Below are 15,290 nucleotides of genomic sequence, written 5' to 3'. Positions count from 1 at the left end.
CTCAGCAAACTCCCTTCGTGTGTGCTCCGTTGACGGGGATCCGTACTGTCATCCAGGTGTCACCGGGGGCCGAGCGCGCTGACATCGACCCACCGTGGCGCTGGGTGACGATCCGGTACGACAGATGCAGTCCGAGACCGGTGCCCTTGCCCACGTCCTTGGTCGTGTAAAAGGGCTCGAAAATCCGGGAGAGCGAATCGGCGGGGACGCCGCAGCCGGTGTCCCCGATCTCGACGGTCAGGCAGTTGCCCTGGAGGCAGGTGCGCACGGTGAGGACCCCCTCTCCGTCCATGGCGTCCACGGCGTTGTCGATCAGGTTGGTCCACACCTGGTTGAGTTCGGACGGATAGCCAGTGATCGGCGGTATCTCTCGGGCGTACTGACGGACGATCCTCACCTTCGCGAGCTTGGGGCGCAGCATTGTCAGGGTCGCCTCCAGCCCTTCGGAGACCGAGAACGCCTGCCGCGGCGCCCGGTCGAGGTTGGTGTAGTCACGGGTCGCGGCGACCAGCGCGGAGATACGCGGGCCCGCCGTGCGCAGCTGGGTGGTCAGGCCGCGAGTCTCGAGGAGTACCGACAGCTGGTCGAGCGCCAGCGGGACGATGTGCCGGCGCATCCCGTTCACCCTCCCCGTGAGCCATGGGCAGTCCAGTCCGCGCTCCGCGAGGGCGGACGCAAGCGCTGTGGGCCGCTGCGCTCCCCGCTCTCTTGCCCAGGCGTCCACTTCGTCCTCCAGGTCCGTAAGCGTGAAGGGATCGGACTCCGCCGGGAGTGGCGTGCGTTCGATCTCGGCGAGGGTCTCTCTCAGGGCGGACGACTCCCGGTCGTCAGCCATGCGGCCCCATTCCTCGGCGGTGCCGGCGAGCGCGTCGACCACCGGGCCGAGGTCCTCGGCGGCGCGTGCCACGGCGGCGGCAGGGTTGTTGAGTTCATGGGCCAGTCCGGCGGCGAGGGTGCCCAGGGCCGTGACGGTGGCCCGGTTCCTGGCCTGGACCTCCGAGGAGGTGATGCGCCAGGCCAGCACAGGCAGCAGAACGCCCGCCACGCTCGGACAGCGCGCCAGCATGTCGAAGAACGCCTGCTTGGGGCAGGAGAGGACGGTCGTGGGGCCCACGGCGGCGGCGGTTGCCACGTAGTCGCCGCCGGTCAGCAGCGGGAGTTCACCCGTGAAGCGGTGGGCAGCCGGCGGCTTGCCCTCGTGTCCGTCGCCGGGGCGGGGCCGGGTGGTGTGCCGAGTCAGCAGTTCCTCCCGCCCGTCCACGATCTTGGTGACGACCAGTTCCCCGTCGAGCAACACGTGGAAACGGCGCGCGGGTTCTCCGTCCTCGAAGAGGATCTCCCCGTCCTCCAACTGCCGTTCCTGCGTGACCGAGGCAAGCCAGGCCAGTTGGTCGTCGGTGAGATCTGCGAAGAGTTCGATCTCCCGCAGCCGCGCTCCGTGGTGCACGCCGGGGCTCATCGCCGTGATCCGATGAGCGGACGTGTGGGTAAGGGCTGTTCGGCGAGCGGCCGATGGGGTCCGGCGGCTTTGGAGAGGAGCGATATCGCGTGCGCGATGGAGACGAGCGTGGCGTGGTGGTGCCACCCTCGGAAGGACCGGCCCGCGAAGTCCCGGACGCCCACGTTGTCGCAGACCTCGTGCAGGTCGCGGGAGACCCGTCGGCTGAGCTTGGCGATTCGGAACAAGGTAGGAACGGGGAGATGTCCAATGTTGGACAGCCAGTACTCCGTCGGCCTGCTGTTGGTGGGATCCGTCCAGGCTCCCACCAGGGCGAACGAGGGGACGCCCGTTCCGTGTGAAAGAGGGTCGACGGACATCGGCAGCCCGACCCGCGTACCGGCGACCTTGGTGACACGCCGGCGGGACTGCCCGAGGTCCTGCCACTCCACGGCACCCGCCTGGTCGCCCAGCTCGCTCGCCACCCGGGAGGCGGTCGCGATGCGTTGACCGCCGAGCCCTTGCGCCGGGTCGTGGGTGACGACGGGGAGCGAGCCCTCGACACGAAGCACGAAGGGGATGTGGCGCATCCCGAACGACGTCATCACGTACGGGAGGTCTGCGTCGGTCACGGCCATCACCACGGGGCGGGGCGTGAGGCCCCAGTGCTCGGCCATCTCCACCACCGATTCGACAGCGCACTGGACGGGGGTCCGGGCCCGGACGTGGTCGGGGATGGCGGCACGCCGGCGCTGCTCGGGGCAGGCCACCCACCTGGCGGGCAGGGCGAGTTGCCAGTCCACCGGGCAGCTCGCTTCCTGGGATGCCAGCCAGATACCGGAACTCTGCTGGCAGTTGGTCACCCGGCCGAGGCCGGTCGCGAACTGGCGCTCCACACCCACGGAGTGTTTCCCGGCCTTGGGCACGGCGAGGGTCTCCACGATCCAGGCATGCGGCCGGATTTCGCGGTCCACGTAGCCGGCGAGAGATTGCCGAACCGGTTTCCAGTCCCACGGAGACGTGCTGATGAATTGCTGGAGGCTCTGCATCGCGGCACTACCGACGACAGCTGCTATGCCCCTCATCGTCTTGCGCCCCTCCGCCAGAAGCAGACCGCGGACGTACATTTCACCCCAACGCCGCTGATCACTTCTCGGGATGGAAGACAGCAGGAGCCGGCTCATTCTTCCCACCCGGTCCTGAGAAAGCGAAAGCCGATCGGATCCACTAGGCCCGACGTCCACACAAATCCCTCCTCGCAGCAAAGCGCGAATACCAGAACCTGGCGGGAAAGATTCACTGAACCGGGCGATCCGGAATGAGAATGCGCCATCCGGCCGGCGGGTATTCCCGGCTACAGTCTGCACCCCTGCGCTCGCATCAACCTCTGGGAACGACTCTCAGAGAGGGCTGACTGCCAAGCCACATCAACACCATTCATCGGCGCCTTCTAGCCCACCCCGGACCAGGCGGTGGGTCGATTCCGCCAGCCATTAAAGCGAATCACGTAAGTCCGGCCAAGCCTGTAGGCCCTACCCTTACGTATTCCATATGCACAAACGCCGCCCGACGCGGGAGACCTAACAAATCGAAGAAGGCGCTATTGACAGCGAGTGAGGCCCTGGGTATTGCATGGGTTCTGGTACAGGCCAAAGAGAAAGGGCCGCCCCGTAGAAATGTCTGCAAACCCTGCGAATACAGCCATGCTAGATGTGCTCGCCGCTCTCGTGGTGGTCCTCCTTGCCGCGCGCTCTGCGGCCGGCTGGCGGTTCTGGTGCGGCAGCCACCGGTCGTCGGCGAGATGGCCGCCGGCATCATCCTTGGCCCGAGCGTTCTCGGCCGGTTGCCTGGCGATCCGCACTCCCGCCTCTTCGGTCCGCACGTCATGCCGTGCCTCCAGATCCTGGCGCAGGTGGGGCTGGCCCTGTACCTCTTCGGCGTCGGCCATGAACTCGGCCGACGCTCTTCCCTGCAGGGCGGTCGCGCGGTCATGGGTGTGGTGATCGGGGGGTTCGGACTACCGATGGCCCTCGGAGTGGCGGCCGGAGTCGCCATGCACGGCGAGCCCAGCACGGTCGGCGGCGTACCCGTCGTCCTGTACGTGGGAGTGGCCATGGCCATCACCGCCCTGCCCGTGCTGGCCCGGATCCTCACGGACCACAAGATCAGCACCACGACCGCGGGGACCGTCGCGCTGACAGCCGCCACAGCAATGGACGTCCTGGGCTGGGCCGTACTCGCCCTCGTGGTCGCGCTGGCGCGGGGTGCCACGTTCGTGCACGGGACGACCCTCGTGGGGTGGGCCTGCTGTTTTCTCGCGACGGCATGGCTCGTACCTCACCTTCTTCGGCGTATGCCCGGTCTCGCGGGCAGGGCCGGTCCCGTTCCGGTCGCTGCCCTGGCCCTCGCCGCGGCCTGGACCGCCGAACGCCTCGGGCTCCACGCGGCGTTCGGCGCCCTGCTGGCCGGCGCCGTGCTCCCCCGGCGCCCCACCTCCCCCGACAAACCGGCACCGGCCAGTCCCTTCCCACCACTCGCCGGCGCGGCCAGGCTTCTCCTCCCGGTCTTCTTCGTCGTCGCGGGCAGCTCGGTCGACCTGGGCTCTCTCACCGGCGGCGCACTGCTGCTCCTGGCACTCGTGCTGCCGCTCACGGTGGGCGGCAAGATCCTTGGCGGCTACCTCGGCGCCCGCCTGGGCGGACTCACGCCACACGACTCGCTGACCGTCGGGATCCTGCTGAACACCCGTGGGCTCACGGAACTGATCGTGCTGTCCATCGGCCTGACGGCGGGGCTGCTGAGCCAGGCGATGTACACGGCGTTCGTCGCCATGGCCCTGGTCACCACGGCCATGACCGGCCCTCTGCTGTCCGGGCGGGCCCTGGCTCCACGGGAGGTCAGTCACGGCACAACACCGATTCCTCGAGATCGAGGTCGTGCATGACGCGCCGCAGCACCTCGTGGTTGATCCGGCCCTGCCTGCAGAGCTGGATGAAGGCCCGGCGTTCGGCCGCAAGCATCTCCCGCCGCAGCCGCCGGTACGCGCCGGTCGGGGTCTCCCTGCCCTGCACCGGGCCGTCCGCCCGCACCCGCTCCCACGCCGTGGCACGACGGTGCTCGGCCAGCTGCCTCAGCCGGTCGAGCACATGCTGAGGAGGCGCGTCACCGCCCGCGGTGACCAGTTCCTCCACCCGGGCCCAGCCGGCGTCGGCAGCCGCCTCCTGCGCCACGGCCTCGGCCAGGTCGTCCTTATGCGCCTCCCCCGACTCCTTAGGACCGATGAGGCGCACCACCAAGGGGAAGGTGAGCCCTTGGAGCAGGAGTGTGCCAAGGACGACGGAGAAGGCGAGAAAGAGCAGGAGTTCACGATGGGGGAGCTCCGCCGGGACAGCGAAGGCGGCGGCCAGTGAGACCACTCCGCGCATGCCGGCCCAGGAAATCAGGGCGGGTAGCTGCCAGGGCGGGGAGGGGTCGCGTTCGCGGATGCGGGACGAGAGCCTGCGCGGGAGGTAGGTCGCCGGGAAAATCCAGCAGATGCGGATCAGCAGGACGGTGGCGAAGACAGCGGCCGCGTACCGGCCGAGGGCGGCAAAATCAGTCGTGTGCAAAGCAGCAAGCACCGGGCGAAGTTGGAGGCCGATCAGGGCGAAGACGACGGATTCCAGCAGGCAGGCGGTCAGTCGCCAGGTGGCCCGCTCCTGCAGCCGGGCCTCGTGCGAGAGGCCGGTGGAGTGATGCCCCAGGTACAGCCCGGCGGCCAGCACCGCCAGCGTGCCGGAGGCATGCAGGGACTCAGCGACCGCGTAGGCGGCGAAGGGTACGACCAGCGACACGGCGTTCTCCGCCACGGCGTCGTCGAGCCAGCCCCGTAGCCGCCGTACCGGTACGGCGAGCAGCAGTCCAACCGTCACGCCCCCGCACGAGACGAGAAGGAACTCGCCGACGCCTTGGAAGATCGATGTGGTGGCGCCGAGGGCGATGGCCACCGTGAGACGGAAGACCGTCAGACCGGTGGCGTCGTTGACGATGCTCTCCGCCACCAGGATGGTGACGATCCGGCGTGGCAGCCCCAGCCGCCGGGCCAGGGCGACGGCGGCCACCGCGTCGGTCGGCGCGAGGATCGCCCCGAGGACGAAGGCCACGGGCCACGGGAGTCCCGGAACGACGGCATGGGCCACGAGTCCGACGATTCCGGTCGTGCACAGGACGAGGCCGATGGAGAGCAGGCCGATGGGGCGGGCGTTGGCACGCAGGTTCAGGTACGAACTCTCCAGGGCATCGGAGTAGACCAGAGGCGGGATGAAGACCAGCAGAGCGAGTTCGGGATTCAGGTGGTAGTCCGGTACGCCGGGTACGAAGGAGACCACGAGCCCCGCGACAACCAGGGTGATCGGCACCGACAACCCGGCCCGCCGGGCTCCCGCCGACACCAAGGTCGCTCCGACGGCGAGGAGCAACACCTCCGTCATGACTCCTCCGGCCGCAGCCACAGGGCGCCCAGCGGAGGCAGCACCACCGAGGCACTGGCCGGAAAGCCCTGCCAGGCCCACGATTCGGCCCGGACACCACCAAGATTGCCGACGCCGCTGCCGCCGTAGCACAGGGCGTCGGTGTTGAGGACCTCCCGCCACCCACCGGAGCGGGGAAACGCGAGCCGTGCAGTGCGGCTCTGCGGGGAGAAGTTGTAGGCGCACACGAGCGGACCCCCGCGGGCGTCGTACCGGACGAACGACAGGACGTTGTCCTCAGCCGCGTCTGCGTCGATCCAGCGGAACCCCTCGGAGGAGGCGTCGCGTTGCCACAGCGACGGGGTCGCGCGGTAGATCCGGTTGAGGTCGCGGACCAGATCGCGGATGCCCCGATGCGCGGCGGAGTCGAGGGACGTCCCGTCGAGCAACTCCCAGTGCAGCGACCCGTCGTGCCACCACTCGTCCGGCTGCGCGAACTCCTGGCCCATGAACAGGAGTTGCTTCCCTGGGTGGGCCCACATGAAGGCCAGGTACGCGCGCAGATCGGCGAACCGCCGGCACCGCTCCCCCGGCATCTTGCCCAGCAGCGCGCCCTTGCCGTGCACGACCTCGTCGTGGCTGATCGGCAGCACGAAGTTCTCGGCGTGGGCGTACATCATGGGGAAGGTCATGCCGGTGTGGTGGTGTCGGCGGTGCTCGGGTTCGTGACGCATGTAGCCGAGCGAGTCGTGCATCCAGCCCATGTTCCATTTCAGGCCGAAGCCGAGCCCGCCGGAGTCGGTGGGGCGGGTCACGCCCTCCCAGGCGGTGGATTCCTCGGCGATGGTGAAGACGCCCGGGCAACGCCGGTAGACGGTGGCGTTGAGTTCCTGGAGGAAGGCGATCGCGTCCAGGTTCTCCCGGCCGCCGTGGGCGTTGGGCCGCCACTGGCCGTCCTCGCGGGAGTAGTCGAGGTAGAGCATCGAGGCCACGGCGTCGACCCGCAGGCCGTCGACGTGGAACTCCTCGCACCAGTACACGGCGTTGGCCACCAGGAAGTTGCGCACCTCCGGTCGGCCGTAGTCGAAGACGAGTGTCCCCCAGTCGGGATGGACGCCCCGCAGCGGATCGGGGTGCTCGTAGAGCGGGAATCCGTCGAACCGGGCGAGCGCCCAGTCGTCCTTGGGAAAGTGGGCGGGCACCCAGTCGACGAGGACGCCGATGCCGGCGCGGTGGAGAGCGTCGACGAGGTGACGGAAATCGTCCGGAGTGCCGAGGCGGGCGCTGGGAGCGTAGTACGAGGTGACCTGATAGCCCCAGGAACCGCCGAAGGGGTGCTCGGCGACGGGGAGGAACTCGACGTGCGTGAAGCCGAGGTCCTTCACATAGGCCGGCAGGACGTCGGCGAGTCGGCGGTACGACAGCCCGGGTCGCCAGGAGCCGAGGTGGACCTCGTAGATGCTCAGCGGCGCCTCGTGCGGCGGCAGCGAATCTCGTCCCGCCATCCACTCCGCGTCCGTCCACTCGAACCGGGAGAGGTGGATCCGCGAGGCCGTCCCGGGCGGGCACTCGGCGGCGAAGGCAAAGGGGTCCGCCTTCTGCCGTACGTGGCCGTCCACGCCGCGGATCTCGTACTTGTACAGGTCGCCTTCCTCCGCCTCGGGAACGACCAGCTCCCACACCCCGGAGGAGCCCAGCCGCCGCATCCGGTGCGCGCCGCCGTCCCAGTCGTTGAAGTCGCCCACCACGTGAACGGCATGGGCGCCGGGCGCCCACACCGCGAACGACGTCCCGCCCGCGCGGGGATGTGCGCCCAGGACGTGCCAGAGCTGCTCGTGCCTGCCCTCTGCGATCAGATGGAGGTCCAGCTCGCCCAGGGCGGCGGCCGGGGTGGTGGTGTCGATGACGGTCACCGTGAAGTCCTCGAAGTCCTCGTCAGGCGTCGGATGGTGAAGATGTGGGCGACCTGGCCCTGGTGCGGATCGAGCCGCACGTAGTTCTCCCGGCCCCAGCGGTATGTGGCGCCGCCCAGCTCGTCGTGGACCTCGGACAGCTCCTCGTCCGGCATGCCGAGTTCGGCGAGATCCAGGCGGACAGTGGCGTGGTGCGCCTGGTGTGGATCAAGGTTGATCACCACCAGGACCATGTCGTCGCCGTCGCGGATCTGAAGCCGCTTGGAGAAGCAGAGGATCGCCTCGTTGTCGCTGTGGTGGAAGCGAAGGTTGCGCAGGTGGTGCAGGGCCGGATGGGCCTCGCGGATCCGGTTGAGGGTGGTGATGAGGGGTGCGATCGACCGCCCGTCAGCTTCGGCCTCGGCCCAGCCGCGCGGTCGGTACTCGTACTTCTCGGAGCGGGCGTACTCCTCGGTACCGGGCGTGGCAGGGGTCGCCTCGCACAGCTCGAAGCCGGCGTAGACGCCCCAGGACGGGGAGGCCGTCGCCGCCAGCACGGCCCGGACCGCGAAGGCCGCGCGTCCGCCCGTCTGCAGGTACTCGGGAAGCATGTCCGGGGTGTTCACGAACAGGTTGGGCCGCAGGTACGCGGCCGACTCCTCACCGTCGAGACCGGACAGTTCACGCAGATACGACTCCACCTCCGGGCCGGTGTTGCGCCAGGTGAAGTAGGTGTACGACTGGTGGAACCCGATCCGGGCCAGGGTGCGCAGCATCGCCGGCCGGGTGAACGCCTCGGAGAGGAACACCACGTCCGGGTCGGTGCGGTGGATGTCGGCGAGGAGCCGTTCCCAGAAGGCGACGGGTTTGGTGTGTGGGTTGTCCACGCGGAAGATCCGCACGCCCTGCCCCATCCAGTGCCTGAGGACGCCCGCACAGGCTTTGTGGATCCCGTCCGGGTCGGTGTCGAAGTCCAGGGGATGGATGTCCTGGTACTTCTTCGGCGGATTCTCGGCGTAGGCGACGGTGCCGTCCACGCGCCGCCGGAACCAGTCGGGGTGCTCACGCAGCCACGGGTGGTCCGGGGAGCACTGGAGCGCGAAGTCGAGGGCGACCTCCAGGCCGAGGTCGCGCGCGGTGCGGACGAAGTGGCGGAAGTCCTCCGGCGTACCGAGGTCCGGGTGAATCGCCTCGTGTCCGCCGGCGGGTGAGCCGATCGCCCAGGGCGAGCCGGGGTCGTACGGGCCGGCGGTCAGGGTGTTGCCCGGTCCCTTGCGGTGCCGGATGCCGATGGGGTGGATGGGCGGCAGGTACACCACCTGGAAGCCCATCGCGGCGATCGCGGGCAGTCGCCGGGCGGCGGTGCGGAAGGTTCCGGAGACGTGCGGCCCGTCCGCGGCGAGGGCGGCACCCTCCGAGCGCGGGAAGAATTCGTACCAGGCGCCGTACAGCGCCCGTTCACGGTCCACTCGTAGGGACAACTTCTGTCCATGTGTGAGGAGTTCACGCAGTGGATGTCGGTCCAGCACGTCGGTCACACCGGTGGCGAGAGCGGCGGCGAGCCGTACGGCCCTGGGGCGGCCGGTGTCGCGCAAGGCGGCCGCCGTATCGGCGAGAAGCACCTGGGCGGGGGTGCCGGTCACGTCCGGTGCGAGGGCCACCCGTTCCAGCAGACTGGCGCCCTCTTCCAGGGTGAGGTCGACGTCGATGCCTGTGGGAACCTTGACCGAGGCCGCACGACGCCAGGTGGCGATCGGGTCGCCCCAGGCGTCGACCCGGAAGGTCCACTCCCCCACCCGGTCGGCCACGATCAAGGCCGTGTACCGGTCGGTGCCGCTGACCGTCTCGGTCATCCGGACCGGGGAGTGCTGCTCACCGTCCGGGCCGGTCAGTACGACGTGTGCGGCCAGATCCTCATGTCCCTCACGGAAGATCGTGGCGGAGACCTCGACAGCCTCACCGGGTATCGCTCGCGCGGGCCTGCGTCCGCCGTCGACGCACGGGTGGACATCCGTGATCGGGATACGCCCCACGGTCGCGTCGGGCGCGGGGCAGTGGGTGCGGAACTCCTCTTCCAGCAGCCGTGCCAGCACGACCCGTCCCAGCAGGCCGTCGTCGGTCAGCTCGATCGTCATCGGAACGCGGAACCTCCCCATTCTCGGTGCTGTCGGTTCAGATCAGTGATTGGTAGACCGCGTGGACCCGCGCGGCGGCCGCGGCCCAGGAGAACCGGCTCTCCGCTCGGCAGCGGCCGGCACGGCCCATACGGCGGGCTCGCTTCGGGTCCGCCAGCAGCTCGTTGACGCGTGCCGCCAGGTCCTTGGCGAACGCCTCCTCGTCGGCCACCAGTGGGACCAGCAGCCCCGTCTCCCCATCGGCGATCACCTCCGGGATGCCGCCGACGGCCGTGGCGACGACGGGCGCAGCGCACGCCATCGCTTCGAGGTTGACGATGCCCAGCGGCTCGTAGACGGACGGGCAGACGAACACGTCGGCATGCGAGAGGACTTGGCGCAGGGTGTCGCGGGACAACGGCTCCCGGACCAACACCACGTCGGCTCCCCTGCCGGTCACCTCCCCGGCGAGCGCGGTGAACTCCTCGGCGAGCTCGGGGGTGTCCGGGGCGCTCACACACATCACCAACTGAGTGCCGGGGGGCAGGTGGGGCGCGGCCCGCAGCAGGTGGAGCAGCCCCTTCTGTCGGGTGAGGCGGGCGACGCAGGCCACGACGGGCCGGTCGGTGCGCACCCCCAGCGGCGCGAGCCGGGAGGTGTCGGTCACGGGGACGAACTCTTCGGTGTCGATGCTGTTGTGGATCACGACGACCCGGTCGGGATCCAGGGCGGGGTAACAGCGCAGGAGGTCCTGCCGCATAGCGCCCGACACGGCGATCACCACATCGGCGGCCTCCATGGCGATGCGCTCGGCCCAGCTGGAGAGGATGTATCCGCCACCGAGCTGCTCCGCCTTCCACGGGCGCAGTGGCTCCAGGCTGTGGGCGGTGACCACGTGCGGTGTGCCGTGGTAGAGCTTGGCGAGGTGGCCGGTGATGTTGGCGTACCAGGTGTGGCTGTGCACCACATCGGCTCCGACTGTGGCCGCCGCCATGGCAGGGGCGATGCCCATCGTCTGCAATGCGGTGTTGGCTTCGGCGAGTTCTGCGGGGGCCCGGTGGGCGGTGACGTTCGCCTCCTGTCGCGGCTCGCCGAAGCAGTGCACCCGCAGGTCGACCAGTCGCCTCAGCTGCTGGGAGAGGTGGTCGACATGGACCCCTGCTCCGCCGTAGACCTGCGGTGGGTACTCGCGGGTGAGTAGGTCGACACGCATCACGCCGCCTCCCCCAGCCCACGCAGCACGTCCTTCAGGCAGGACAGGTCGGAGCCGGGCGGGACGCTCGCGCCGCTGCGGATGTCGAGCCGCGGATACACCCTGACGCCACTCAGCCGGACGCCGTCACCCACCCGCACCTCGTCCCCCAGGGCGCAGAAGTCCCAGAGGACCACGGGGTGGTCCGCGGTGGAGCGAATGTCGACCATCGCTCCGAGGTAGGCATCGAAGATCCTCGCGCCGGGCCCGATGATGCTGTGGTCGCCGCAGGCGACGCCCCTCAGCACGCTGCCCGCGCCGATGTCCACGCCGTCGCCGATGTCCGACTCGGCGATGACGACGCCGGGTCCGATCTCCACGTCCCGCCCGATGCGGACGCCGGGTCCGATGAGAACCGTGCCATCGGCGATCTTCTCCGCGAGCGTACAGCCGGTGGTCTCGTCCTTCAGCTGCAGGCTGCTTTCGTGAATCCGGGCGCGGCCGCTGAGCACCGGGTACGCGTCGCGGAGCACCTCGCGCAGTGTGGTCAGGTAGTCGCGGGGGCTGCCCAGGTCGCCGAACCTGGTGATCGGGTGGGAGGCGACGCGGTGGCCGTGACCGACGAGGTACGGCAGCAGGTCCCCACCCCAGTCCAGACTGTGGCAGGCCAGAGCGGCGAGCGCCGGTTCACGACCGGCCATCCGCAGCCGCTCGCAGTCGACCAAGTACATCCCCGCGTTCGTCTCGACCTGGCCGCCGTCGATCGTCCGCAGGGCGGGCTTTTCGAGGAAACGGTTCACCAGTCCGTCGGGGCCGCGTCGTAGGACCCCGTACTTGCCCGCCGCCTCGGCGGCCGGGCGGAGCACCGTGGCCACCGTGACCACGGCGTCGGCGGCCCGGTGGGCGCGGACCATGGCGGCCAGGTCGAAGTCGAAGACCGAGTCGGACGGGAAAACCAGCGCCAGGCCGCCGAGGTCCCAGTGTTCCAGGCAACGCAGCGTGGCTTCACCGGAGCCGGTGTTGGCGCCGTCGAAGCGGGTCCGGGAGTAGCGAACCGAGACGCCGAGCCGCTCGCCGTGCTCCAGGATGGCCTTGGTCTGGGCGCGGTTCTCGCCGCCGTTGGCGGCCACGTAGAACCGGTGGACGCCCTGAGCGCGCAGGGCGTCCACCGCCCACTCGATCAGGCTGCGGCCGGCCAGGCCCATCGCGGCCTTGCTGCGCAGGTGGTCAGGGGAGTTCAGGGTCAGCGGCCTGGCACGCACTCCCTGGCCGCCGACCAGGGCTATCGCGGAGATCCGATCCGTTGTCGCGGTCACCGGAGACCTCTCAGTCCTCTCAGTGTTCTCTCAGTTCTCGTGGAGCAGGGAGGGAATGACCGAGCGCAGCCGTGCCACCAGGGGATGGTCCGGGTGCGCGTCGGCGAACAGCCGGTCGCCGGCGACGCAGGCCAGTTCCGGCGCGTACGGCAGGACGGCCCGCGCGATCGAGCCGTAGGCGGCCTCGGCGCGCTTGCGGGCCGCCGCACCGGGCACGCCGGGCGGCACCATGTTCACGACGAGCGCGCGGCGCAGGCAGCCGAGCTGGGCCGCGAACTCGAGGGTCTCGCCGGCGCCGGTGAGATCGAGGCGGCAGGATCGCGTCACCACGACCAGGGTCTGCGCGCTGGCCACCGCGGTCACCGTCTCGTTGTTGATGCCGGCGTGGGTGTCGAGCAGCAGCACGTCGAGGCGGAGGGCCTCGATGAGCCGGTCGAAGCCCTCGCGCAGCAGGCCCACGTCGTACCCTTGGGCGATGATCTCGTGGATCCCGGCGGCCTCCGCCCGGGCGGGTACCAGGAACAGCTCCCCGCCCGACGCGACGCCGGGCACCGGGGCCGCTGCCTCCTCCACCTCGCACCGGCCGATCAGATAGTCGGCGAGGGTGCGCCGCGGCGCGAGGTCCGTGATCCCGAAGAGCACATGGGCCGCCGGCGACTGGATGTCGGTGTCCACCAGGGCGACGCGGTGTCCGGCCGCGGCCAGCAGCCGGGCCAGGTTCGCCGCGATGCTGGACCTTCCGGTACCGCCCCGGTGCGAATGCATTGCGATGATCTGTGCCATGAACGGTCCCGTCTTGTCCGGTCCTGTCCGGTCGTCGTCCAACCTCGTGGGGGTGCGCCTGGGCCGGTCAGTCCGGGGTGACCGTCCGGTGGACGGCCATCATGGTGATGTCGTCGTGCTGCTCCGCCGCACCGCTGTGCTCCCGCAGCGCCGACTCCACGCGCTCCAGCAGAGCTCGGCCGGACGGTGCGGGCTTGCGCAGTAGTTCCAGGACGCGCTCGTCGCCGAAGAACTCGCCCTGGGCGTTGCGCGCCTCTGGGACGCCGTCGGTGTAGATGAAGAGCGTGTCGCCGGGCCGTACGCGCGCCTGCCCCAGTGAGAACGCGCAGTCGGGGATGACGCCGACGGCTGGTCCGGTCGGCTCCAGAGGCTGAGGATCGCCGCCCTCCGCAGCGACGAGGAGCGGAGGGTTGTGCCCGCCGTTGATGTAGACGAGGTTGCCGGTGGCCGGGTCCAGGACGCTGAAGAACATAGTCGCGAAGTAGCCTTGGCCGCTGTGGTTGCGGGTGAGGTAGCCGTTCGTGCCGACGACCGCGTTCATTAGGGGGGTCGCGCCGACGACCGGGATCACGGGAGAGTCGCCATCGCCCGGACCGGGGTGATGGTTCGTCATGAGATTTTGCAGTCCGCTGTGCTCCGCGGTGTGCCGTAGGAGACTGCGGATCAGCGCCATGAACAGGGCGGCGCCCACACCCTTGTCGCAGACGTCGGCGACGACGAGGGCGAGCCTGCGGCGGTTGACCATCTCGAAGACGTCGTAGAAGTCGCCGGCCACGTTGCGTGCCGGGCTGAAGCGCACGTCAAGGTCCCAGCCGTCGAGCGTAGGGAGCCCCTCGGGCAGGAAGCCCTCCTGGATCTCGCGTCCGATTTTCAACTCCCGCTCATAGCTGAGAAGTTCGGCCTGCGCTGCGACTTCCTCCATGGTTCGGCTCAGCTTGGCGCGTTCGTAGCAGCTGCGCAGCCGCGCACGGACCAGGGGCGGCAGGAAGGGTGGGACGACGTAGTCGTGGCCGAGCCTGATGTGCTGCTCGATGCTGGTGAAGTCTCGGTCGGCGTAGACCACGACGATCGGTGTCCGGCCCGTCTCGCTCATCCGGCGGCTCACCGCCTGGACGGTGCGCGGCCGCATGGCCGCCGGAGCCAGCAGGACCTCGGCGGCCGGGGCCGGCCCGCCGTCGCCGGCGGCGGCGATGGCCTCGTCGGGGGTGCGGATCTCGACTGCCACGTCCGCTTGGGCGAGGGCGGTCAGCAGGTCGGGGGGCGGGTTCCGCTCCTGGTCCACCAGGAGGGCGGTGACGTCGGGCATGTCGGCCTCACTTCGAGGGTTCTTCGTGATCGCGGCGGTGGATCACGAGCGTGTTGCTGTTGTGTCCGTCGGTGTAGTGGTGGCGGAAGTCGTCGAGGGCGGTGAGCGCGAGGTGGATGCCGAGGCCGCCGATGGGGCGCTCGGAAAGCGGAAGGTCGGTGCGCGGGGGAAGGCGGTTCGCGCCGGGGTCGAAGCGGGGGGCGTCGTCCTCAAGGCGGATCCAGACGGTGTCCTCGTCCATCCCGCCCGTCACGCGTAACTCGCCTTCGGCGCCGCGGTATCCGTGCATGACCACGTTGGTGGCCAGCTCGTCGGTCGCCAGCCGCAGCCGGTAGGCAGCATCGTCGGGCAGCCCGGCCCGTTCTGCCAGATCCCCCACATAGGCCGCGACGTCCTCGAAGGAGGTGAGTGCGGCGGACAGGCGTAGGGCGTTCATCTGCGCGGCCCGTTCGTCGTCACTCGTCGGTGAGCGTGACGCTGCGGTCGAAGCCGGCCTGCCGTATCGTCCGGGCCACCGACTCGCTCGCCCCCGCGACGGTGATCCGGACGTCGTCGCCCATCTTCTGCCGGGCGAACACGAGGGAGCGCAGTCCCGCGCTCGCCATGTAGGTGAGTTCGTGGGCACGGATGACGACGTGGGTGACGCCGGCGGCCGCTGCCTTCTCGATCGTCTGACGGAAGTCGGGGGCGCCTGCGGCGTCGAGTTCGCCGGCGAGGTTGATGGTCGCGGTGTCGGTCGTCGTGGTGACCGAGACGGTGAAGGCCACGGTGGGTCTCCGTTTCTGTGCGTGTCGTCGGGTG

General features: G+C 69.7%; 12 protein-coding genes. 1 reads left to right on the top strand and 11 read right to left on the bottom strand.

Translation table 11 applies throughout. The features are described from left to right. Position 1: 1 nt before the first annotated feature. Positions 2–1,459 (bottom strand): ATP-binding protein, encoded by a 1,458-nt coding sequence (locus ABZ656_RS18395; protein WP_360269201.1) that lies wholly within the window; start codon positions 1,457–1,459, stop codon positions 2–4. Next, a complete protein-coding gene (locus tag ABZ656_RS18390) occupies positions 1,456–2,622 on the bottom strand; it encodes a transposase (RefSeq protein ID WP_360269198.1) in 1,167 nt (388 codons plus the stop codon). The genes ABZ656_RS18395 and ABZ656_RS18390 overlap by 4 nt, the downstream gene beginning before the upstream one ends. Before the next feature lie 419 nt (positions 2,623–3,041). Here ABZ656_RS18390 and ABZ656_RS18385 point away from each other — a divergent pair, with 419 nt between their 5' ends. Further along, complete coding sequence (locus ABZ656_RS18385) at positions 3,042–4,382, top strand: cation:proton antiporter (protein WP_360269195.1); 1,341 nt, start codon at positions 3,042–3,044, stop codon at positions 4,380–4,382. Here the strand turns inward: ABZ656_RS18385 and ABZ656_RS18380 are convergent. The 9 genes from ABZ656_RS18380 to ABZ656_RS18340 all read right to left on the bottom strand — a co-directional run bounded on the left by ABZ656_RS18380 (position 4,336) and on the right by ABZ656_RS18340 (position 15,256). Then, positions 4,336–5,907: a Na+/H+ antiporter gene (locus tag ABZ656_RS18380; RefSeq protein WP_360269192.1), complete on the bottom strand. Its 1,572-nt coding sequence runs from the start codon at positions 5,905–5,907 to the stop codon at positions 4,336–4,338. The genes ABZ656_RS18385 and ABZ656_RS18380 overlap by 47 nt on opposite strands. Beyond that, a complete protein-coding gene (gene glgB, locus ABZ656_RS18375) occupies positions 5,904–7,799 on the bottom strand; it encodes a 1,4-alpha-glucan branching protein GlgB (protein ID WP_360269189.1) in 1,896 nt (631 codons plus the stop codon). The genes ABZ656_RS18380 and glgB overlap by 4 nt, the downstream gene beginning before the upstream one ends. Further along, entirely contained in the window at positions 7,796–9,913 is a 2,118-nt protein-coding gene (locus ABZ656_RS18370; protein ID WP_360269186.1) for an alpha-1,4-glucan--maltose-1-phosphate maltosyltransferase, read from the bottom strand. The genes glgB and ABZ656_RS18370 overlap by 4 nt, the downstream gene beginning before the upstream one ends. Positions 9,914–9,950: 37 nt before the next feature. Next, a complete protein-coding gene (glgA, locus tag ABZ656_RS18365; protein ID WP_360269183.1) occupies positions 9,951–11,105 on the bottom strand; it encodes a glycogen synthase in 1,155 nt (384 codons plus the stop codon). Next, positions 11,105–12,400, bottom strand: a complete 1,296-nt coding sequence (locus ABZ656_RS18360) for an NDP-sugar synthase (RefSeq protein ID WP_360269180.1) — start codon at positions 12,398–12,400, stop codon at positions 11,105–11,107. The genes glgA and ABZ656_RS18360 overlap by 1 nt, the downstream gene beginning before the upstream one ends. A 30-nt stretch (positions 12,401–12,430) precedes the next feature. Then, the gene (locus ABZ656_RS18355) at positions 12,431–13,183 is read right to left on the bottom strand and encodes a P-loop NTPase (RefSeq protein ID WP_360269177.1); all 753 of its coding nucleotides are present in this window, start codon (positions 13,181–13,183) and stop codon (positions 12,431–12,433) included. A gap of 67 nt (positions 13,184–13,250) precedes the next feature. After that, positions 13,251–14,489 carry a SpoIIE family protein phosphatase gene (locus ABZ656_RS18350; protein ID WP_360269174.1) on the bottom strand — a complete coding sequence of 413 codons (1,239 nt, stop codon included), beginning with the start codon at positions 14,487–14,489 and terminating at the stop codon, positions 13,251–13,253. 7 nt (positions 14,490–14,496) lie between these two features. Beyond that, positions 14,497–14,925, bottom strand: coding sequence for an ATP-binding protein (locus ABZ656_RS18345; protein WP_360269171.1), 429 nt, complete (start codon positions 14,923–14,925; stop codon positions 14,497–14,499). Between the two features lie 19 nt (positions 14,926–14,944). Then, complete coding sequence (locus ABZ656_RS18340; protein ID WP_360269168.1) at positions 14,945–15,256, bottom strand: STAS domain-containing protein; 312 nt, start codon at positions 15,254–15,256, stop codon at positions 14,945–14,947. Positions 15,257–15,290 lie beyond the last annotated feature (34 nt).

This window comes from Streptomyces sp. NPDC007095 (genome assembly GCF_040634475.1).
Classification (GTDB): domain Bacteria; phylum Actinomycetota; class Actinomycetes; order Streptomycetales; family Streptomycetaceae; genus Streptomyces.
The sequence above is the reverse complement of the archived record's forward strand: the minus strand, read 5'-3'. Positions and strand labels throughout refer to the sequence as shown.

Bases quoted from the DNA above. Each gene is read 5' to 3' on its own strand.
- ABZ656_RS18380 (WP_360269192.1), bottom strand. From the start codon at position 5,907: ATGACGGAGGTGTTGCTCCTCGCCGTCGGAGCGACCTTGGTGTCGGCG.
- ABZ656_RS18345 (WP_360269171.1), bottom strand. From the start codon at position 14,925: ATGAACGCCCTACGCCTGTCCGCCGCACTCACCTCCTTCGAGGACGTC.
- ABZ656_RS18355 (WP_360269177.1), bottom strand. From the start codon at position 13,183: ATGGCACAGATCATCGCAATGCATTCGCACCGGGGCGGTACCGGAAGG.
- ABZ656_RS18350 (WP_360269174.1), bottom strand. From the start codon at position 14,489: ATGCCCGACGTCACCGCCCTCCTGGTGGACCAGGAGCGGAACCCGCCC.
- ABZ656_RS18390 (WP_360269198.1), bottom strand. From the start codon at position 2,622: ATGAGCCGGCTCCTGCTGTCTTCCATCCCGAGAAGTGATCAGCGGCGT.
- glgA (WP_360269183.1), bottom strand. From the start codon at position 11,105: ATGCGTGTCGACCTACTCACCCGCGAGTACCCACCGCAGGTCTACGGC.
- ABZ656_RS18370 (WP_360269186.1), bottom strand. From the start codon at position 9,913: ATGACGATCGAGCTGACCGACGACGGCCTGCTGGGACGGGTCGTGCTG.
- ABZ656_RS18395 (WP_360269201.1), bottom strand. From the start codon at position 1,459: ATGAGCCCCGGCGTGCACCACGGAGCGCGGCTGCGGGAGATCGAACTC.